Here is a 16,562-nt window from a genome sequence, read left to right as displayed (position 1 = left end):
CGGATCACCCAGCGCCACCCCGCGTTCGCGGTCGGCAACGCCCGGGCCGAGCCACGGCGATGGCAGGGCACGGGCGCATAACAAGGTGGACAGAAGGGGTTTTCAGGCAGGTCTACGCGCGTTAATCTGCGGCGAAACCAGCGCCGAAGCTGAAACCGACCCCCGGCGCTTGTACGACAGGAGCAGCACACATGCGCCGGATTTCCCGGATCACGGTCGCAGGCGCAGCGACCGCCTCCCTGGCCCTCGCACTCTCCGCCTGCGGCAGCACCTCGACCTCTGCCGGGTCGTCGGACTCGAAGGGGAACAAGGGCCTCGCCATCGCGTACGACGTCGGCGGCAAGGGCGACCAGTCCTTCAACGACGCCGCGTACGCGGGTCTGGAGAAGGCGCAGAAGGAGTTCGGCTACAAGACGGCCGACGTGGAGCCCACCGAGGGCGAGACCGACGCCGACAAGGAGCAGCGTCTGGTCTCGCTGGCGAAGCAGGGCCACAACCCGGTCATCGGCGTCGGCTACGCGTACGCCTCGGCCGTCAAGGGCGCCGCGGAGAAGTTCCCGGACACCACCTTCGGCATCGTCGACGACGCCACGATCAACTCCAAGAACGTCGCCGACCTGGTCTTCAACGAGGAGCAGGCCTCCTACCTCGCCGGTGTCGCCGCCGCCAAGAGCACCAAGTCGAAGGTCGTCGGCTTCGTCGGCGGTGTGGACATCCCGCTGATCCACAAGTTCCAGGCGGGCTTCGCGCAGGGCGTCAAGGACACCGACCCGAAGGTCAAGGTGCTCTCCCAGTACCTGACCCAGACGGCCGAGGAGGGCGGCTTCGCCAGCCCCGACAAGGGCAAGACGGCCGCCGAGGGCCAGATCGAGAAGAAGGCCGACGTCGTCTACGCGGCGGCCGGTCTGTCCGGTCAGGGCGTGATCGAGGCCGCCGCCGCCAAGAAGGTCTGGGCGATCGGCGTCGACTCCGACCAGTACGAGCAGGCCGCCCTCGCCAAGTACAAGGACTCCATCCTGACCTCGGCGATGAAGGACGTCGCCAAGGCGGTGTACAACCTTGCGAAGTCGGTCGAGGACGGCAAGCCGGAGACCGGTATCGTTCGTGGCGATCTGAAGACCGGCGAGGTGAGCCTCTCGGACTCCAACCCGAAGTTCGCGGACGACGCCGAGCTTCAGGAAGCCATCAAGACGGCCAAGGAGAAGATCATCAGCGGCGAGATCAAGGTCAAGAGCAGCTGACGACTTACTGCCTCGAGCAGGCAGTGACCCCCCGGGGGGTCGCGTCCGCTCAATGGGGTGCGGGGAGGCTGTCCCCGCGCCCCGTTGGCGCGGGGCGCCGGCCCCTTTGTATGCCGTAGGGGCGCTACGCGCGTAGACGACCCCCGTCCCCAGGAGAGTGCGTTATCAACGCGTCCAGCAGCCCTCCGGCCGGAGCGGCGGTCAACGAATCGGTGACCGCCGTCGAACTCGCCGGGATCACCAAGCGTTTCCCCGGCGTCGTGGCCAACCACGACATCCACCTCAGCGTCCGCAAGGGCACCGTCCACGCCCTCGTCGGCGAGAACGGCGCCGGCAAGTCGACGCTGATGAAGATCCTCTACGGCATGCAGAAGCCGGACGAGGGCACCATCGCCGTCGACGGCGAGCAGGTCAGCTTCTCGTCGCCGGCCGACGCCATCGTCCGCGGCATCGGCATGGTCCACCAGCACTTCATGCTCGCCGACAACCTCACGGTCCTCGAGAACGTGGTGCTCGGCAGCGAGAAGCTCCACGGCATCGGCGCCAAGGCCCGCCGCAGGATCAAGGAACTCTCCGAGCGCTACGGCCTGGACGTCAAGCCCGACCTCCTGGTCGAGGAGCTCGGCGTCGCCGCCCGCCAGCGCGTGGAGATCCTCAAGGTCCTCTACCGCGGCGCCACCACGCTGATCCTCGACGAGCCCACGGCCGTCCTGGTGCCGCAGGAGGTCGACGCCCTCTTCGCCAACCTGCGCGAACTGAAGTCCGAGGGCCTGTCCGTCATCTTCATCTCGCACAAGCTCGGCGAAGTGCTCTCCGTCGCCGACGAGATCACCGTCATCCGCCGCGGCACCACCGTCGGTACGGCCGTCCCCGCCGAGACGACGCCGCGTCAGCTCGCCGAGATGATGGTCGGCAGCGAACTGCCCACGCCCGAGACGGCCGAGTCCACGGTCACCGACCGCCCGGTCATCACCGTCGACAAGCTCCGCCTCGAGACCCCCGGCGGCAAGGCCCTCCTCGACGACATCAGCTTCACCATCCACGAGGGCGAGGTCCTCGGCATCGCCGGTGTCGAGGGCAACGGCCAGACCGAGCTGGTCGACGCGCTCATCGGCCTCAAGCACGCCGACTCCGGCACGATCACCCTCGCCGCCGAGGAGATCACCGCCTGGCCCACCCGCAGGCGCCGCGAGCAGGGCATCGGCTACATCCCCGAGGACCGGCACCGCCACGGCCTCCTCCTGGAGGCACCCCTCTGGGAGAACCGCATCCTCGGCCACGTCACCGAGAAGCCCCTCGCCAAGAGCGTCTGGCTGGACCCGAAGGCCGCCCAGGAGGACACCCGCCGCATCGTCGAGGCGTACGACGTGCGCACCCCCGGCATCGACGTCACCGCCGCCTCCCTCTCCGGCGGCAACCAGCAGAAGCTGATCGTCGGCCGCGAGATGAGCCACAAGCCCCGCTTCCTGATCGCCGCGCACCCCACCCGGGGCGTGGACGTCGGTGCGCAGGCCGCCATCTGGGACCTCATCCGCGAGGCCCGCCGCGAGGGCCTGGCCGTGCTGCTGATCTCCGCCGACCTCGACGAGCTGATCGGCCTGTCCGACACCCTGCGCGTGATCTACAACGGCAGGCTCGTCGCGGACGCCGACCCGGCCGGCATCACTCCGGAGGAGCTCGGCTCGGCGATGACCGGCGCCGCGTCCGGACACCTGGAACACGAAGAGACCCCCGAGACCCGCAAGTCTCCCGAGTCTGGGGAAGACGAGGCCCGCTGATGAAGAAGTTCGACAAGGAGCGCGTGCTCCTCGCGGTGGCCGGGCCGGTCATCGCGCTCGCCGTGGCCTTCGTCCTGATCGCGATCGTGCTGATCGCCTCGGGCAAGAACCCGATCGAGCCGTTCGCCCTGATGTTTGAGCAGCTCGGCTTCTCGGACATCCAGGTGCTGATCATCAACCAGGCGTCGATGTACTACATCGCGGCGCTCGCGGTGGCCATCGGCTTCCGGATGAACCTGTTCAACATCGGCGTCGACGGCCAGTACCAGCTCGCCGCCATGATGGCCGCCATCGTCGGCGCCCACGCGAGCATGCCGGCCGCGATCCAGGTCCCGCTGCTGCTCCTGACCGCCGTCCTCACGGGCGCCTTCTGGGCCGGCATCGCCGGTGTCCTCAAGGTCACCCGCGGCGTCAGCGAGGTCGTCGCCACGATCATGCTCAACGCGATCGCCACCTCGGTGATCTCCTACCTGTGGCTGCCGGACGTCTTCGGCGTGAAGGTCGGCAACAACAACACCACCGGCGAGATGCACGAGTCCGGCTGGATCCCCGGCCTCGGCATGGGCGCGGCCGGCGAGATCTACGGCCTGGTCCTGCTCGCCGTACTGCTCGGCATCGGCTACTGGGTCGTCCTCAACCGCACCCGCTTCGGCTTCGACCTGCGCGCCTCCGGCGCCTCGACGACCGCGGCCGCGGCCAGCGGCGTCGACCCCAAGCGCATGGTGCTGACCGCCATGCTGCTCTCCGGCGGCCTCGCGGGCCTGGCCGGCCTGCCGATCCTGCTCGGCGACACCCACACCTACAGCCTGAACTTCCCCACCGGCATCGGCTTCCTGGGCATCGGCATCGCCCTGCTCGGCCGCAACAGCCCCGTCGGCATCGCCTTCGCCGCCCTGCTGTGGGCCTGGCTCGACAAGGCCTCGCCCGAACTGGACTTCCACGGCTACGACAAGGAGATCGCGGTCATCATGCAGGGCCTGATCGTGCTCTCGGTCGTCGTCTCCTACGAGGCCGTCCGCGAATGGGGCCTGCGCCGCCAGCAGCGCCGGGTCGGCGCCGAACTGGCCGCCGGTCACGTCCTCGGCACCCACAACACCACGAAGGAGGTGGCTGGCCGATGACCGCCCCCCTGATGGCGAATGACCTCAACCAGCCCACGCTGCAGCCCGCGGCGCCGACCGGCCGCCGGCTGTCGTGGCCCGTCCTGCTGCTGGTCATCGCCGGCGGCCTGGCGCTGACGTCGATCGTCCGCATCATCACCGGCGCCGACGGCATCACCAACGTCAGCCAGATGTCCACCGCGCTCCAGCTCGCCGTGCCGATCGGCCTCGCCGGTCTCGGCGGCCTGTGGGCCGAGCGCGCGGGCGTCGTCAACATCGGCCTCGAGGGCATGATGATCCTCGGCACCTGGTTCGGCGCCTGGGCCGGATTCCAGTGGGGCCCGTGGACCGGTGTCCTGGTGGGCATCGCGGGCGGCGCGATCGGCGGCCTGCTGCACGCCTTCGTCACCGTCACCTTCAACGTCAACCACATCGTCTCCGGTGTGGCCATCAACATCCTCGCCCTCGGCGCCACCCGCTACCTCGCGCCCCTCGCCTTCGAGGGCCACACGGGCGGCTCCGCCAAGCAGTCCCCGGCGGTGGACTCCCTCGGCAACTTCACGGTGCCGGGCCTTTCCGACGCCCTGCGGGATCTCAACGCCCACGGCTGGTTCCTGATCTCGGACATCGCCGGCCTGCTCGGCGGCCTGGTCACCAACGTCTCCTGGCTGACCCTGATCGCCATCGCGCTGATCCCCGCCACCTGGTGGATCCTGTGGCGCACCGCCTTCGGCCTGCGGCTGCGCTCCTGCGGCGAGAACCCGGTCGCCGCCGAGTCCCTCGGCGTCAACGTCTACAAGTACAAGTACATCGCCGTGATCATCTCCGGCGGTCTGGCCGGCCTCGGCGGTGCCTTCCTGTCCATCGTGGCCAACCCCTTCTACCTGGAGGGCCAGGTCAGCGGCCGCGGCTACATCGGCCTCGCCGCGATGATCTTCGGCAACTGGATGCCCGGCGGACTCGCCCTCGGCGCGGGCCTGTTCGGCTACACCGACAGCCTCAACCTGCGCGGCGGCTCGGCCAACGTGCACGCCCTGCTGCTGCTCGGCGCGCTCCTGCTGCTCATCGGCGCCATCTGGCTGGTGGTCAGGAAGAAGTACGTCCACGCCGCGATTACCCTGATCGTCGGCGGCCTGGTCTTCGCCTGGTTCGCGACCACCGACGAGGTCCCGAACCAGGTCGTCTCCGCCACGCCGTACGTCATCACCCTGGTGGTGCTCGCCCTGTCCGCGCAGCGCCTGAGGATGCCCAAGGCGGACGGCATGCCGTACCGGAAGGGGCAGGGCAAGTGACCGGCGCCGGCCCGGCCGTCGACTGGGAGAGGCTGCGTGCGGTGGCCCGGGACGCCATGTCCCGGGCGTACGCCCCGTACTCCGGCTACCCGGTGGGAGTGGCCGCCCTGGTCGACGACGGCCGGATCATCTCCGGCTGCAACGTCGAGAACGCCTCGTACGGCCTCGGCCTGTGCGCCGAGTGCGGACTGGTGTCGGAGCTGCACAACACCGGCGGCGGCCGTCTGACGCACTTCACCTGTGTCGACCGCGACGGCGACCCGCTCGTCCCGTGCGGCCGGTGCCGCCAGCTGCTGCACGAGTTCGGCGGCCCGGACCTGCTGCTGGAGACCCCGGCGGGCATCCTGCCGCTGTCGCAGATGCTGCCCCAGGCCTTCGGCCCCGGCCACCTCAGCAAGTAAGTCATTCCCGTACGGCCCCTCCGAGTCGCCAGTCGCTCAGGAGGGGCCGTACGGCTTCTGGAACCCTCGGAAGGAAGCCAAGCATGGCCATGGACGCCATCTCCGTCATCCGCACCAAGCGGGACCGCGGCGAGCTCAGCGACGAACAGATCGACTGGGTCATCGACGCGTACACCCGCGGGGAGGTGGCCGACGAGCAGATGTCGGCCCTCGCGATGGCCATCCTGCTCAACGGCATGAACCGCCGTGAGATCGCCCGCTGGACCGCCGCGATGATCGCCTCCGGCGAGCGCATGGACTTCTCGTCCCTGTCCCGCCCGACGGCCGACAAGCACTCCACGGGCGGCGTGGGCGACAAGATCACGCTCCCGCTGGCTCCCCTGGTCGCCGCCTGCGGGGCCGCGGTACCCCAGCTCTCGGGCCGCGGCCTCGGCCACACCGGCGGCACGCTGGACAAGCTGGAGTCCATCCCCGGCTGGCGGGCCCTGCTCTCCAACGAGCAGATGCTGAACGTCCTGGACACCACCGGCGCGGTGATCTGCGCGGCGGGCGACGGCCTGGCCCCCGCGGACAAGAAGCTCTACGCCCTGCGCGACGTCACGGGCACGGTCGAGGCGATCCCGCTCATCGCCTCCTCGATCATGTCCAAGAAGATCGCCGAGGGCACGGGCTCGCTCGTCCTGGACGTCAAGGTCGGCACGGGCGCCTTCATGAAGACTCTGGCCGACGCCCGCGAACTGGCCTCCACGATGGTGGGCCTCGGCACGGACCACGGCGTCAAGACGGTCGCCCTCCTCACGGACATGTCCACCCCGCTCGGCCTCACCGCGGGCAACGCCCTGGAGGTCCGCGAGTCGGTGGAGGTCCTGGCGGGCGGCGGCCCGGCGGACGTCGTCGAACTGACTCTGGCCCTGGCCCGCGAAATGCTGGACGCCGCAGGCCTGAAGGACGCCGACCCGGCGAAGGCCCTGGCCGACGGCTCCGCGATGGACGTCTGGCGCCGCATGATCGCGGCCCAGGGCGGCGACCCGGACGCGGAGCTGCCGGTGGCCCGCGAACAGCACGTGATCAAGGCGGCCGCCTCGGGCACCCTGACCCGCCTCGACGCCTACGACATCGGCATCGCCGCCTGGCGCCTCGGCGCGGGCCGCGCCCGCAAGGAGGACCCGGTCCAGGCAGGCGCGGGCGTCGAGATGCACGCCAAGCCGGGCGACCAGGTGAAGGAGGGCCAGCCCCTGCTGACCCTGCACACCGACACCCCGGAGCGCTTCGAGTACGCGCTCCAGGCGGTGGAGGGCTCGTACGACATCGCGGCCCAGGGGACGGACTTCACGGCGTCGCCGGTGGTGCTGGAACGTATCGCCTGAGCTGCGGTTTCCTCCTTCGGGTGAACGGGGCTGGTGGACCTCCGCCGGTCCCGTTCGGCATGCTGGGATCGGTGACGCACTGATTGGAGAACCGCCATGAGCGCACTCACCGTCGACCACTCGGCTGCCAGCGGCCACGAGTGGGACGACCTCGTTCGGATCTGGCAGGAGACGGACGCGCCCGAGGGCTGCAAGGTGGAGATCATCGAGGGGATCGTCACCGTGGCACCACCGCTGTCCAATGCCCACAACGACATCGCTGACCTGGTCCAGCGAGTCCTGTACGAAATCATCCCCAGGCACTGGGGCATCTACCAGACCCTGGGCACGGCGGTCCCGTCCCGTGACGGGCTCTACATCCCTGACCTCGCAGTCGCCCCCAGGCAGGTGCTGCGTGACGAGGGCGGCCACTTCATCCCAGCGGCTGCCGCAGAACTCATTGTCGAGATCACGTCCAAGGGGAATGCGACCCACGACCGGATCAAGAAAGCCGCCGGTTATGCCCAGGCCGGTGTTCCGCTGTACCTGCTCATCGACGGCTGGGCCCCCGGAGGGCCCGCCATCACGCTCTACGGCGAACCGCAGGGGGAGGTCTACCGGGTTCTGGATGAGGGCAAATTCGGAGATCGCATCACGCTGCCCGAGCCCTTCGCCCTCGAACTCGACACCGCCGAGTTCCCCGACAACTGACTCACCCCAGCAACGCCGCCACCACAACAAGCACCGGCACCGCCAGCACCGTCGACAGCAGGATCGCCTCCCTCGCGAGCACCTCGCCCACCCGGTAGCTGCTGGCGTACGTGAACAGGTTCTGCGCCGCCGGCAGTGCGGACGTCACCACCACGTCGAGCAGGGACGCCCCGTGCAGGCCGAAGACGCCCGCTGCCAGGGCCCAGGCGATCAGGGGCTGGGCGATGGCCTTGAGGGCGACGGCGAGGAGGACGGGGGCCCGTTCCGCGCCGCACAGGGGGAGGGTGCTGCCGCGCAGGGAGATGCCGAAGGCCAGGAGGACCGCCGGGACCGACATGTTGCCGATCAGGGTCAGCGGGTCCATCAGCGGGCCCGGGACGTGGAGGCCGGTCGCCGACGCTGCCACCCCCGCCATGGAACCCAGCGCTATCGGATTGCGCAGCGGGGTGAGCAGGCTCTGCCACAGGGGGCGCTTGTCCTCGTCCCCGGCGGTCGCCAGGTCCAGGACCGTCAGCGCCACCGGCGTGACAGCGACCAGCTGGAACAGCAGCACCGGCGCCACCAGCGACGCGTCGCCCAGGACGTACACGGCGATCGGGATGCCGAGGTTCCCCGAGTTGACGTAGCTGGAGCACAGGGCGCCGATCGTCGTCCGGCCGACCCCCCACCCGCGCACGGCACCCACCGCCACGAAGATGCCCGCCGCCGCTGCCGTGCTCATCGCCGTGACCAGCAGCCGGTCGGAGAAGATCACCGACAGGTCGGCCTGCGCGAGCGTCGTGAAGAGCAGCGCCGGGGACGCCACATGGAAGGCCAGCTTGGTGAGGACCTCGCGGCCCCCGTCACCCAGGTAGCCCCGGCGGCCGATGAGGTAGCCGACCCCGATGACCACGGCGATGACCGCGAACCCGCTCAGCACTCCCTGCACGACGCCCCCTCACCGGCGAAGAGGACATAGGACAGCGCGGGAGGGGCAGGTGCATGGGGCATACAGCCAACCCTCCGGGGAAGGCCGTATCCCGGTCAATGTGATCTTGACGGCGCCGACAGGACGGACAGTCGCGATGAGTTACGGCCGCCCGCCCGGTCTACCGATCGTGGACGCCATGACACCCCCCGTGCTCGTGCTGCAAGGCCCCGTCACCCGGGACGAGGTGAGAGGGCTGAGCGACGACGTGCGGGCACTGCTGCACACCACCGGTGCCCGGGTCGTGGTGTGCGATGTCGGAGGCCTGGGACCACCGGGCCTCGCCACCGTCGACCTGCTGGCCCGGCTCCAGCTGGCCGCCCGCAGGGCAGGAGGCCGGATCAGACTCCGCGACCCCGACCCGGCCCTAGGCGCCCTGCTCGACCTGGTCGGTCTCCGCTTCGAGACGGAGGGGCAGGTCGAAGAGCGGGAACCAGCGCTGGGTGTCGAGGAAGCAGTGGAACCCGGTGATCCGGCCGTCTGAGATCTCCAGCACCTGGACCGCCCACGGCATGAAGCCACCGCCCTCCGGGTCGGGCTTGTACTGGGCGAACCCCGGCAGCCCGTTGACCTCGACCGGCACGAGCCGGGAGCCCGCGCAGGGCGCGCCCAGGGTCGTCATGAAGCCGGTGATGTCCTCGGTGCCGGTCAGCCACAGGTCGAACGGCGGCATCGTCATGACCGCGTCCTCGTGCAGCAGGGCCGTCAGCGCGGCCATGTCGTAGCCCTCGAACGCCGCCACATAGCGATCCAGCAACTTCTGCTGGTCCTCGTCCAGCGGGTCGGAGACGACCGCGTCGGCGCCCGGCTCCTGCCGCTCGGCCAGGGTGGCGCGGGCCCGCTGGAGGGCGCTGTTGACCGACGCCACCGAGGTGTCCAGCAGCTCGGCGACCTCGCTGGCCTTCCAGGCCAGGACCTCGCGCAGGATCAGCACCGCCCGCTGCTTGGCCGGCAGCTGCTGCAGGGCGGCCATGAAGGCGAGCCGCACGGACTCCTTGGCGACCGCCGCCTCCGCCGGGTCGTCGGTCGAGGGCAGCACACGGGCGTCCGGCATGGGCTCCAGCCAGGTGTTGTCCGGTCGGGGGGCGAGGGCCGCCTGGGCGAGCGGGGTGGACTCCGTGAGGTCCATGGGCCGGGCGCGCTTGTTGCCCGCGGTCAGCATGTCCAGGCACACGTTCGTCGCGATGCGGTAGAGCCAGGAGCGGAGGCTGGAGCGGCCCTCGAACTTGTCGTAGCTGCGCCAGGCGCGGACCATCGTGTCCTGCACCGCGTCCTCGGCCTCGAAGGAGGAGCCGAGCATCCGGTAGCAGTACCCGGTCAGCTCGGTGCGGTGTGCCTCCAGCCTGCTGTCCAGGTCCGTCGGTGTCGCCGTGCCGTTCGTCATCGCCCACCCACCCCAGTGGAATTTCTGTCACGCGCCATTGCGCCCAGCACTTCGGAAGCTACCGCAGCCCACTGACAACGGCGCCCCGAGCGCACAAACGCGCAGGCAGGAGCGGCCGCTTCAGACCGGTTGCGGCCGCCTCAGACCAACTGCTTCACCGACATCAGCAGATGCCGGTGCGTCCCGGCCCGCGCCGGGCCCGCTCCTGCCCCGCCGCCGTCCGGCACCCCGTGCAGCAGCGCCCGCTGCCCCGCCCCCAGCAGCTCCAGCCGTACCCGCGGGCTCTCGAAGGACGTCAGCGCGTCCAGCAGATAGGCCGGGTTGAAGGCCACCGGCACCTCGTCGGCGCCGCTCAGCGTGGCCGGCAGCCGCTGGGTGGCCACGTCGTCCCCATAGCCCGCGCGCAGCAGCACGGACCCCTCGGCCGAGAATTCCAGCCGCACCGGACTGTTCGCCTCCGCCACCACCGCGACCCGCCGCACGGCCTCCGCGAGTCCCTCGCACTCCACCTCGGCGACCGCCGCCCCCGCCATGTCGAACAGCGACTTGTACGTCGGCAGCCGCCCGTCCAGAAGCCGCAGCGCCGTCCGCGTCGCCCCGCCCTCGAAGCCCATCAGACCGCCGCCACCGGCCGGATCCCACCCGATGGCCACGTCCCCGCAGCGCCTCAGCGACCGCGCGACGTCCAGCAGCCGCCGCGACGGCAGCAAGGCCTCCACCACCCCCTCGGCGGCCTCCACCACCCCGTCGGCCGCCGCCCCCGGCTTCCACTCCAGCCGCCGCACCGCATACCGGTAGCGGTCCGAGGCGGACAGCGTCATCTCCCCGCCATCGAGGCGCAGTTGGACGCCCGTCAGCAGCGGCAGCGTGTCGTCCCGTCCGGCGGCGACCGCGACCTGCGCGACGGCGGTCGCGAACGCGGCGGCGTCCACCGTGCCGTACGGCGCGGGGGCCGCCGGCAGGGCCGGGTACTCGGCGAGCGGCAGCGTCGAGAGCCCGAAGCGCGTACCGTCCGCCTCCACCGTGAACCGTGACGCCTCCAGCGCGCAGCTCACCGGCCCCTCCGGCAGCACCCGGCAGACTTCCAGCAGCCGCCGCCCCGGGACGAGCACCCGCCCGGGCACCGCGGTCTCCGCCTCGGCCTCCACCCGTACCGCCGCCTCGAAGTCGAACCCCGTCACGGCGAGCCGTCCCGCGTCCGCCTCCAGCAGCAGTCCGCCCAGCACCGGCACCGGCGTCCGCGCGGGCAGCGCCCGGACCGTCTGGCCCACGGCCTCGGCGAACGCCGTACGGTCGATGCGGAACTCCATGAAAAATCCCCCTGGTCGAATCCGGTGGTCAGCAGACGCGGACGTTATCCGCGCCCACTGACAACCGCCCCCGACCAGGGGGAATGACGCGCTCTACGGTCAGGCGGCCGTGGCCAGCCTCCGCTGCAGCCGGGCCGCCCGCGTGCCGAACACCGTGATCGTCACGACGCCGAGCACCGCCAGCAGCCCGACCCCGACCGTCCCGGCCCAGCCGCCCGCGTGGAAGGCGATCGCGCCGGCCGTGCTGCCCGCGCTGGAGCCGATGTAGTAGGAGGACTGGTACAGCGCCGAGGCCTGTGCGCGGCCGGTCGTGGCCGTCTTGCTGACCGCCGAGGAGGCCACCGCGTGGCCCGCGAAGAAGCCGCCGGTGATGAGGACCAGGCCCAGCAGGACCAACGGCAGGGATCCGGCCAGGGAGAGCAGCAGGCCCGCGGCCGTCGTGCCGCCCGCCGCGTACAGCGCGCCCCGGCGGCCCATCCGGCCCACCAGCCGGCCTGCGGTCGACGCCGACACCGTACCGACCAGGTACACCAGGAAGATCGAGCCGATGATGCCCTGGGGCAGCGAGAACGGGGCCTCGGTCAGGCGGTAGCCGATGACCGTGTACACGCCGCCGAACACCGTCATGAACAGCGCGCCGATCGCGTACAGCCGGCACAGCAGCGGGTTGGACAGGTGGTCGCGGACCGTGCGGGCCAGGACGCGCGGCCGCAGCGAGCCGGCCTTGAAGTGCTTGGGGGCGGGCAGCAGCGCCCGGAAGGCCACCGCGCACGCCACGGCGATCGCGCCGATGACACCGACGGCGACCCGCCAGCCCCACTCCTGCGCGACCCAGCCGGTGATGACCCGGCCGCTCATCCCGCCGACGCTGTTGCCCGCTACGAACAGTCCGATCGCGGTGACCAGCGCCTTGGGGCTGACCTCCTCCGCGAGGTACGCGGTCGCCGACGCGGGCAGCCCGGCCAGGGCAGCGCCCTGGAGCGCCCGCAGCCCGACCAGCACGCCCAGCGACGGGGCGAGGGGCACCAGCAGCCCGATCGTGACGGCCACGGCCAGCGACGCTGTCATGACCGCACGTCGTCCGAAACGCTCCGACAGGGCGCTCATCGGCAGTACGAACAGCGCCAGCCCGCCCGTCGCGGCGGCCACCGTCCAGCTCGCGTCGCTCGCCGCCACCCCGAACTCGCCGGAGATCAGCGGGAGCAGCGCCTGGGTGGAGTACAGCAGCGCGAAGGTCGCGACACCCGCGAGGAAGAGGGCGAAACTCATCCGGCGGTAGCCGGGCCCGCCCGGCGACATTCGGGAGTCGGAAGCAGGGACAGAGACATCGGCGCCCACGATGGTGGACGCCCCGGTACTGGCGGGAGACATGCTTCGAAATTACGTACGCCCCCACTGATCCGTCCAATGCATGGAACGGCGATAATCGTTCCCATGGTGCATCAACCCAGTTCACCGGCTCGCCTGTCACCATCCAGTGACACAGAAGACATGGCAGAGATGTCGAAGGTGCTGGCTCCCCGCCTCGCCTACTTCGCCGGCGTCGCCCGTACCGAGCACGTCACCCGCGCCGCCCAGGAGATGAACGTCCCGCAGTCGACCCTCTCCCGCTCCATGGCCCGTCTGGAGCAGGACCTGGGCGTCGACCTCTTCGCCCGCCACGGCCGTACGGTCTCCCTCACCCCGGCCGGCCGCACGTTCCTCACGTCCGTCGAACGCGCCCTGGCCGAGGTCGAGCGCGCCGCCGAGGAGGTGCGGGCCGACGCCGACCCCGCCACCGGCAAGGTCGCCTTCGGCTTCCTGCACACCATGGGCGCCGAGACGGTCCCGGGTCTCCTCCAGGCCTTCCGCGCCGACCACCCCCGTGTCCGCTTCAGCCTGGTCCAGAACTACGGCGAGGCCATGCTCGAACGCCTCCGCGCGGGCGAACTCGACCTGTGCCTGACGTCACCCGTCCCCGACGCCCCCGGCCTGGTGGCCCGCCGCCTCGACGAACAGAAACTCCGCCTGGTCGTCCCGGCCGACCACGCCCTCGCCACCCGCCGCCGCATCCGCCTCGCCGAAGCTGCCGACGAAACCTTCGTCACCCTCGAACCGGGCTACGGCATGCGCCGCATCACCGACGACCTGTGCCAGGAGGCGGGCTTCAAGCCCCGCATCGCCTTCGAGGGCGAGGAGGCGGAAACCCTCCGAGGCCTGGTGGCAGCAGGCCTCGGAGTAGCCCTCCTGCCCCCACCGGCAGTCCCTCGCCCCGGCGTCGTGGAACTGACGGTGACGGCCCCCAGAGCGGTCCGCGAAATCGGCGTTGCCTGGCTGGAGGGCCACCCGGACACACCCCCGGTGGCAGCCTTCAAAAAGTTCCTGCTCTCAAGAAGAGGCAGCTTGTTGCCGACCTAAAGGGGCGCGGGGAACTGCGCGAGCAACCCCATACAACCCGCACACCGAAACCCACAGGCACCTCAAACGGCGCTACCGCCTCGAAGGACTGAACCCCGCGGCCAACGGCATCCGCAACCCCAACGGCGGCGGCGCGGCAAACGCATCCCGCACAGGCCGCGACACCGCCCGCCCGTACACCGCCCCCATCACGAAGTCCTCGGCCAACGCCAGCACTTCATCCCGGTACTGATGCAACCCGTGCCCATCCGCATGCACTTCGAACCGGCACACATCCCGATTCGCCTTCTTCACCCGCGCCGCCAGCCGGAACGACAACTCGGGATCCGTCCGCTCGTCGTTCGTGCCGTGCACGATCAGCACCTGCCGCCCCACCAACTGCTTCACCGGTTCGGGTGGCGCCGCCACATCGTCCTCCGGCAGCCAGGGGGCCAGCGCCAGCACGGAGTTGACGGCCTCGTGCCCGCCCGCCCGCAGCCCGGCCCGGCCGCCCATCCCGGTCCCCGCGAGACAGACGGGCACGTCCCCGTACCGCCGTACGACCTCGTCGGCCGCCCAGGCGGCGTCCGCCGCGAGGTTGGCCTCGCTGCCGTTCCAGCCGCGGCAGCGGTAGTGCACCACGTGCGCGGCCAGACCCTCGTCCCGGCCCGCGCGGGCCAGCCGGCGCCCCAGGGCGCGTACGGAGGCGGTCGCCAGCAAGGGCGACGGTCTGCGGCCGGAGACCTCGTCCCCGTCGGGCAGCAGCAGTACCACGCCGCTCACCGCCGTCGGCTCCGGACCGAGTGTCCTGCCCAGCCGGGCCCTGCGAACCGGCGTCGCTTGGTGTGCCATGACAGAACAGTGTCAGAAGCATCGGTGTATTCGACCCGTCCCCGGGGTCACCGTTACGTATCGACGAAAACGTAAAGGGGCCGAAGAGGCGCCATCTACGCGCGTAGGAGTTAGAGTGCGGAAATGACGAGCCAGACCATCGCGAACACCCCGACACCGGACCAGATCCGCCGGGCGCCCAAGGTTCTGCTGCACGACCACCTCGACGGCGGCCTGCGCCCCGCCACGATCGTCGAACTCGCCCGTGAAACCGGCTATACCCAGCTCCCCGAGACCGACCCGGAGAAGCTCGGCATCTGGTTCCGCGAGGCCGCCGACTCCGGTTCCCTGGAGCGGTACCTGGAGACCTTCTCCCACACCGTCGGCGTCATGCAGTCCCGCGACGCCCTGGTCCGGGTCGCCGCCGAGTGCGCCGAGGACCTCGCCGAGGACGGCGTCGTCTACGCCGAGGTGCGCTACGCCCCCGAGCAGCACCTCGAAGGCGGGCTGAGCCTCGAAGAGGTGGTCGAGGCCGTCAACGAAGGCTTCCGGGAAGGGGAGCGGCGCGCCGGGGAGAACGGTCACCGCATCCGCGTCGGCGCCCTGCTGACCGCCATGCGGCACGCGGCCCGCGCCCTGGAGATCGCCGAACTCGCCAACCGCTACCGGGACCTGGGAGTGGTGGGTTTCGACATCGCGGGCGCCGAGGCCGGCTACCCGCCCACCCGGCACCTGGACGCCTTCGAGTACCTGAAGCGCGAGAACAACCACTTCACCATCCACGCCGGCGAGGCCTTCGGGCTGCCGTCCATCTGGCAGGCCCTCCAGTGGTGCGGCGCCGACCGGCTCGGGCACGGCGTGCGCATCATCGACGACATCCAGGTCCACGAGGACGGCCGGGTCGAACTCGGGCGGCTCGCCTCGTACGTCCGGGACAAGCGCATCCCGCTGGAGCTGTGCCCGAGCTCCAACCTCCAGACCGGGGCGGCGTCCTCGTACGCCGAACACCCCATCGGGCTGCTGCGCCGGCTGCATTTCCGCGCCACCGTGAGTACGGACAACCGCCTCATGTCCCACACCAGCACGAGCCGGGAATTCGAGCACCTTGTCGAGGCGTTCGGTTACACGCTCGACGACATTTTGTGGTTCTCCGTCAATGCGATGAAATCAGCGTTCATTCCTTTCGATGAACGACTGGCCATGATCAATGACGTGATCAAGCCGGGATACGCCGAGCTGAAATCCGAATGGCTGTTCCGGCAGACCGCTTCGACCAGCGGCTCTGTGGATTCGGGGAGCTGAGCCCGGGGGAATCGGCACACAGGGAATGCGGACGGTGTTCACAAGCCGTCCGCATTTCGATGTTTGCGGCGGGTGGTGCCGCGTGATTACGGTCGCCGCACCGCTCACACACCCCGTCATCCCATTGCGAGGACGCGTTTTCATGAAGCAGTCTGCTGCCAAGTCCCTCGGTGTCGCCGCTCTCGGTGCCGCCTTCGCCGCCACCGGTGCGGGCGCCGCCGACGCCGCCCCGGCCGTCCCGGACGCCACCCAGGCGCTGGGCGGCGTCACCCAGGCGCTCCCGGCGGAGCAGCTCTCCCAGACGCTGCCGGCGGGCTCGGGTGAGGCGGTGGGTCAGGGGCAGAGCCTGGCCGGTACCGGTCTCGCCGCCGCCCAGCCGGTCGCCGGGCAGCTGCTCGCCAAGGGCCCGAACGGCCCGGCCCCCAAGCTGCTCGGCGGGCTCCCGGTGAACGGCATTCCCCTCGCCTGACCCTTCCGCCGGTGCGGACGCACACGCCGATGGGGCGCACCCCTGGACACAGGG

16 protein-coding genes are annotated in these 16,562 nt (G+C 70.6%); 11 read left to right on the top strand and 5 right to left on the bottom strand.

All coding sequences use genetic code 11. The annotated features are described in order from the left end of the window. Nucleotides 1-191 precede the first annotated feature (191 nt). The 7 genes from ACWIF2_RS36410 to ACWIF2_RS36380 all read left to right on the top strand — a co-directional run bounded on the left by ACWIF2_RS36410 (nt 192) and on the right by ACWIF2_RS36380 (nt 7,869). Entirely contained in the window at nt 192-1,241 is a 1,050-nt protein-coding gene (locus tag ACWIF2_RS36410; protein WP_454365411.1) for a BMP family lipoprotein, read from the top strand. Between the two features lie 212 nt (nt 1,242-1,453). Further along, a complete protein-coding gene (locus ACWIF2_RS36405; RefSeq protein WP_454365409.1) occupies nt 1,454-3,019 on the top strand; it encodes an ABC transporter ATP-binding protein in 1,566 nt (521 codons plus the stop codon). Further along, the gene (locus ACWIF2_RS36400) at nt 3,019-4,140 is read left to right on the top strand and encodes an ABC transporter permease (RefSeq protein WP_454365407.1); all 1,122 of its coding nucleotides are present in this window, start codon (nt 3,019-3,021) and stop codon (nt 4,138-4,140) included. The genes ACWIF2_RS36405 and ACWIF2_RS36400 overlap by 1 nt, the downstream gene beginning before the upstream one ends. Continuing rightward, complete coding sequence (locus tag ACWIF2_RS36395) at nt 4,137-5,411, top strand: ABC transporter permease (RefSeq protein WP_454365405.1); 1,275 nt, start codon at nt 4,137-4,139, stop codon at nt 5,409-5,411. Before ACWIF2_RS36400 ends, ACWIF2_RS36395 begins: the two co-directional genes overlap by 4 nt. Beyond that, nucleotides 5,408-5,812, top strand: a complete 405-nt coding sequence (locus ACWIF2_RS36390; RefSeq protein WP_454365403.1) for a cytidine deaminase — start codon at nt 5,408-5,410, stop codon at nt 5,810-5,812. The genes ACWIF2_RS36395 and ACWIF2_RS36390 overlap by 4 nt, the downstream gene beginning before the upstream one ends. An 83-nt stretch (nt 5,813-5,895) precedes the next feature. Then, nucleotides 5,896-7,179 (top strand): thymidine phosphorylase, encoded by a 1,284-nt coding sequence (locus tag ACWIF2_RS36385; protein ID WP_454365401.1) that lies wholly within the window; start codon nt 5,896-5,898, stop codon nt 7,177-7,179. A gap of 96 nt (nt 7,180-7,275) precedes the next feature. Continuing rightward, the gene (locus tag ACWIF2_RS36380) at nt 7,276-7,869 is read left to right on the top strand and encodes a Uma2 family endonuclease (RefSeq protein WP_454365399.1); all 594 of its coding nucleotides are present in this window, start codon (nt 7,276-7,278) and stop codon (nt 7,867-7,869) included. Nucleotide 7,870: 1 nt separating this feature from the next. Here the strand turns inward: ACWIF2_RS36380 and ACWIF2_RS36375 are convergent, their stop codons facing one another. Next, nucleotides 7,871-8,797: an AEC family transporter gene (locus ACWIF2_RS36375; RefSeq protein WP_454365397.1), complete on the bottom strand. Its 927-nt coding sequence runs from the start codon at nt 8,795-8,797 to the stop codon at nt 7,871-7,873. Nucleotides 8,798-8,933: 136 nt separating this feature from the next. Here ACWIF2_RS36375 and ACWIF2_RS36370 point away from each other — a divergent pair, with 136 nt between their 5' ends. After that, entirely contained in the window at nt 8,934-9,320 is a 387-nt protein-coding gene (locus ACWIF2_RS36370) for an STAS domain-containing protein (RefSeq protein WP_454365395.1), read from the top strand. Here the strand turns inward: ACWIF2_RS36370 and ACWIF2_RS36365 are convergent. The 3 genes from ACWIF2_RS36365 to ACWIF2_RS36355 all read right to left on the bottom strand — a co-directional run bounded on the left by ACWIF2_RS36365 (nt 9,204) and on the right by ACWIF2_RS36355 (nt 12,901). Continuing rightward, nucleotides 9,204-10,220: a sigma-70 family RNA polymerase sigma factor gene (locus ACWIF2_RS36365; protein WP_454365393.1), complete on the bottom strand. Its 1,017-nt coding sequence runs from the start codon at nt 10,218-10,220 to the stop codon at nt 9,204-9,206. The genes ACWIF2_RS36370 and ACWIF2_RS36365 overlap by 117 nt on opposite strands. Before the next feature lie 140 nt (nt 10,221-10,360). Then, nucleotides 10,361-11,530 (bottom strand): DNA polymerase III subunit beta, encoded by a 1,170-nt coding sequence (gene dnaN, locus ACWIF2_RS36360; protein WP_454365391.1) that lies wholly within the window; start codon nt 11,528-11,530, stop codon nt 10,361-10,363. A 99-nt stretch (nt 11,531-11,629) separates the two neighbouring features. Next, nucleotides 11,630-12,901, bottom strand: coding sequence for an MFS transporter (locus ACWIF2_RS36355; protein ID WP_454365389.1), 1,272 nt, complete (start codon nt 12,899-12,901; stop codon nt 11,630-11,632). A gap of 63 nt (nt 12,902-12,964) precedes the next feature. On the opposite strand from ACWIF2_RS36355, the gene ACWIF2_RS36350 reads away from it, so the two are divergent. Further along, the gene (locus ACWIF2_RS36350; protein ID WP_454365387.1) at nt 12,965-13,927 is read left to right on the top strand and encodes a LysR family transcriptional regulator; all 963 of its coding nucleotides are present in this window, start codon (nt 12,965-12,967) and stop codon (nt 13,925-13,927) included. A 72-nt stretch (nt 13,928-13,999) separates the two neighbouring features. Here the strand turns inward: ACWIF2_RS36350 and ACWIF2_RS36345 are convergent, their stop codons facing one another. Further along, on the bottom strand, nt 14,000-14,758 hold the full coding sequence (locus tag ACWIF2_RS36345) for an alpha/beta hydrolase (RefSeq protein ID WP_454365385.1): 759 nt from the start codon (nt 14,756-14,758) through the stop codon (nt 14,000-14,002). 123 nt (nt 14,759-14,881) lie between these two features. Here ACWIF2_RS36345 and ACWIF2_RS36340 point away from each other — a divergent pair, with 123 nt between their 5' ends. Continuing rightward, nucleotides 14,882-16,039, top strand: a complete 1,158-nt coding sequence (locus ACWIF2_RS36340) for an adenosine deaminase (protein WP_454365383.1) — start codon at nt 14,882-14,884, stop codon at nt 16,037-16,039. 142 nt (nt 16,040-16,181) lie between these two features. Next, on the top strand, nt 16,182-16,508 hold the full coding sequence (locus ACWIF2_RS36335) for an ATP-binding protein (RefSeq protein WP_454365381.1): 327 nt from the start codon (nt 16,182-16,184) through the stop codon (nt 16,506-16,508). Nucleotides 16,509-16,562 lie beyond the last annotated feature (54 nt).

This window comes from Streptomyces sp. NPDC055506, assembly GCF_053643595.1.
The sequence above is the reverse complement of the archived record's forward strand: the minus strand, read 5'-3'. Positions and strand labels throughout refer to the sequence as shown.

Excerpts from the sequence above, each read along its gene's own strand:
- ACWIF2_RS36410 (WP_454365411.1), top strand. The coding sequence starts at position 192 with ATGCGCCGGATTTCCCGGATCACGGTCGCAGGCGCAGCGACCGCCTCC.
- ACWIF2_RS36400 (WP_454365407.1), top strand. The coding sequence starts at position 3,019 with ATGAAGAAGTTCGACAAGGAGCGCGTGCTCCTCGCGGTGGCCGGGCCG.
- ACWIF2_RS36395 (WP_454365405.1), top strand. The coding sequence starts at position 4,137 with ATGACCGCCCCCCTGATGGCGAATGACCTCAACCAGCCCACGCTGCAG.
- ACWIF2_RS36385 (WP_454365401.1), top strand. The coding sequence starts at position 5,896 with ATGGCCATGGACGCCATCTCCGTCATCCGCACCAAGCGGGACCGCGGC.
- ACWIF2_RS36380 (WP_454365399.1), top strand. The coding sequence starts at position 7,276 with ATGAGCGCACTCACCGTCGACCACTCGGCTGCCAGCGGCCACGAGTGG.
- ACWIF2_RS36370 (WP_454365395.1), top strand. The coding sequence starts at position 8,934 with ATGAGTTACGGCCGCCCGCCCGGTCTACCGATCGTGGACGCCATGACA.
- ACWIF2_RS36365 (WP_454365393.1), bottom strand. The coding sequence starts at position 10,220 with ATGACGAACGGCACGGCGACACCGACGGACCTGGACAGCAGGCTGGAG.
- dnaN (WP_454365391.1), bottom strand. The coding sequence starts at position 11,530 with ATGGAGTTCCGCATCGACCGTACGGCGTTCGCCGAGGCCGTGGGCCAG.
- ACWIF2_RS36355 (WP_454365389.1), bottom strand. The coding sequence starts at position 12,901 with ATGTCTCCCGCCAGTACCGGGGCGTCCACCATCGTGGGCGCCGATGTC.
- ACWIF2_RS36350 (WP_454365387.1), top strand. The coding sequence starts at position 12,965 with ATGGTGCATCAACCCAGTTCACCGGCTCGCCTGTCACCATCCAGTGAC.
- ACWIF2_RS36345 (WP_454365385.1), bottom strand. The coding sequence starts at position 14,758 with ATGGCACACCAAGCGACGCCGGTTCGCAGGGCCCGGCTGGGCAGGACA.
- ACWIF2_RS36340 (WP_454365383.1), top strand. The coding sequence starts at position 14,882 with ATGACGAGCCAGACCATCGCGAACACCCCGACACCGGACCAGATCCGC.
- ACWIF2_RS36335 (WP_454365381.1), top strand. The coding sequence starts at position 16,182 with ATGAAGCAGTCTGCTGCCAAGTCCCTCGGTGTCGCCGCTCTCGGTGCC.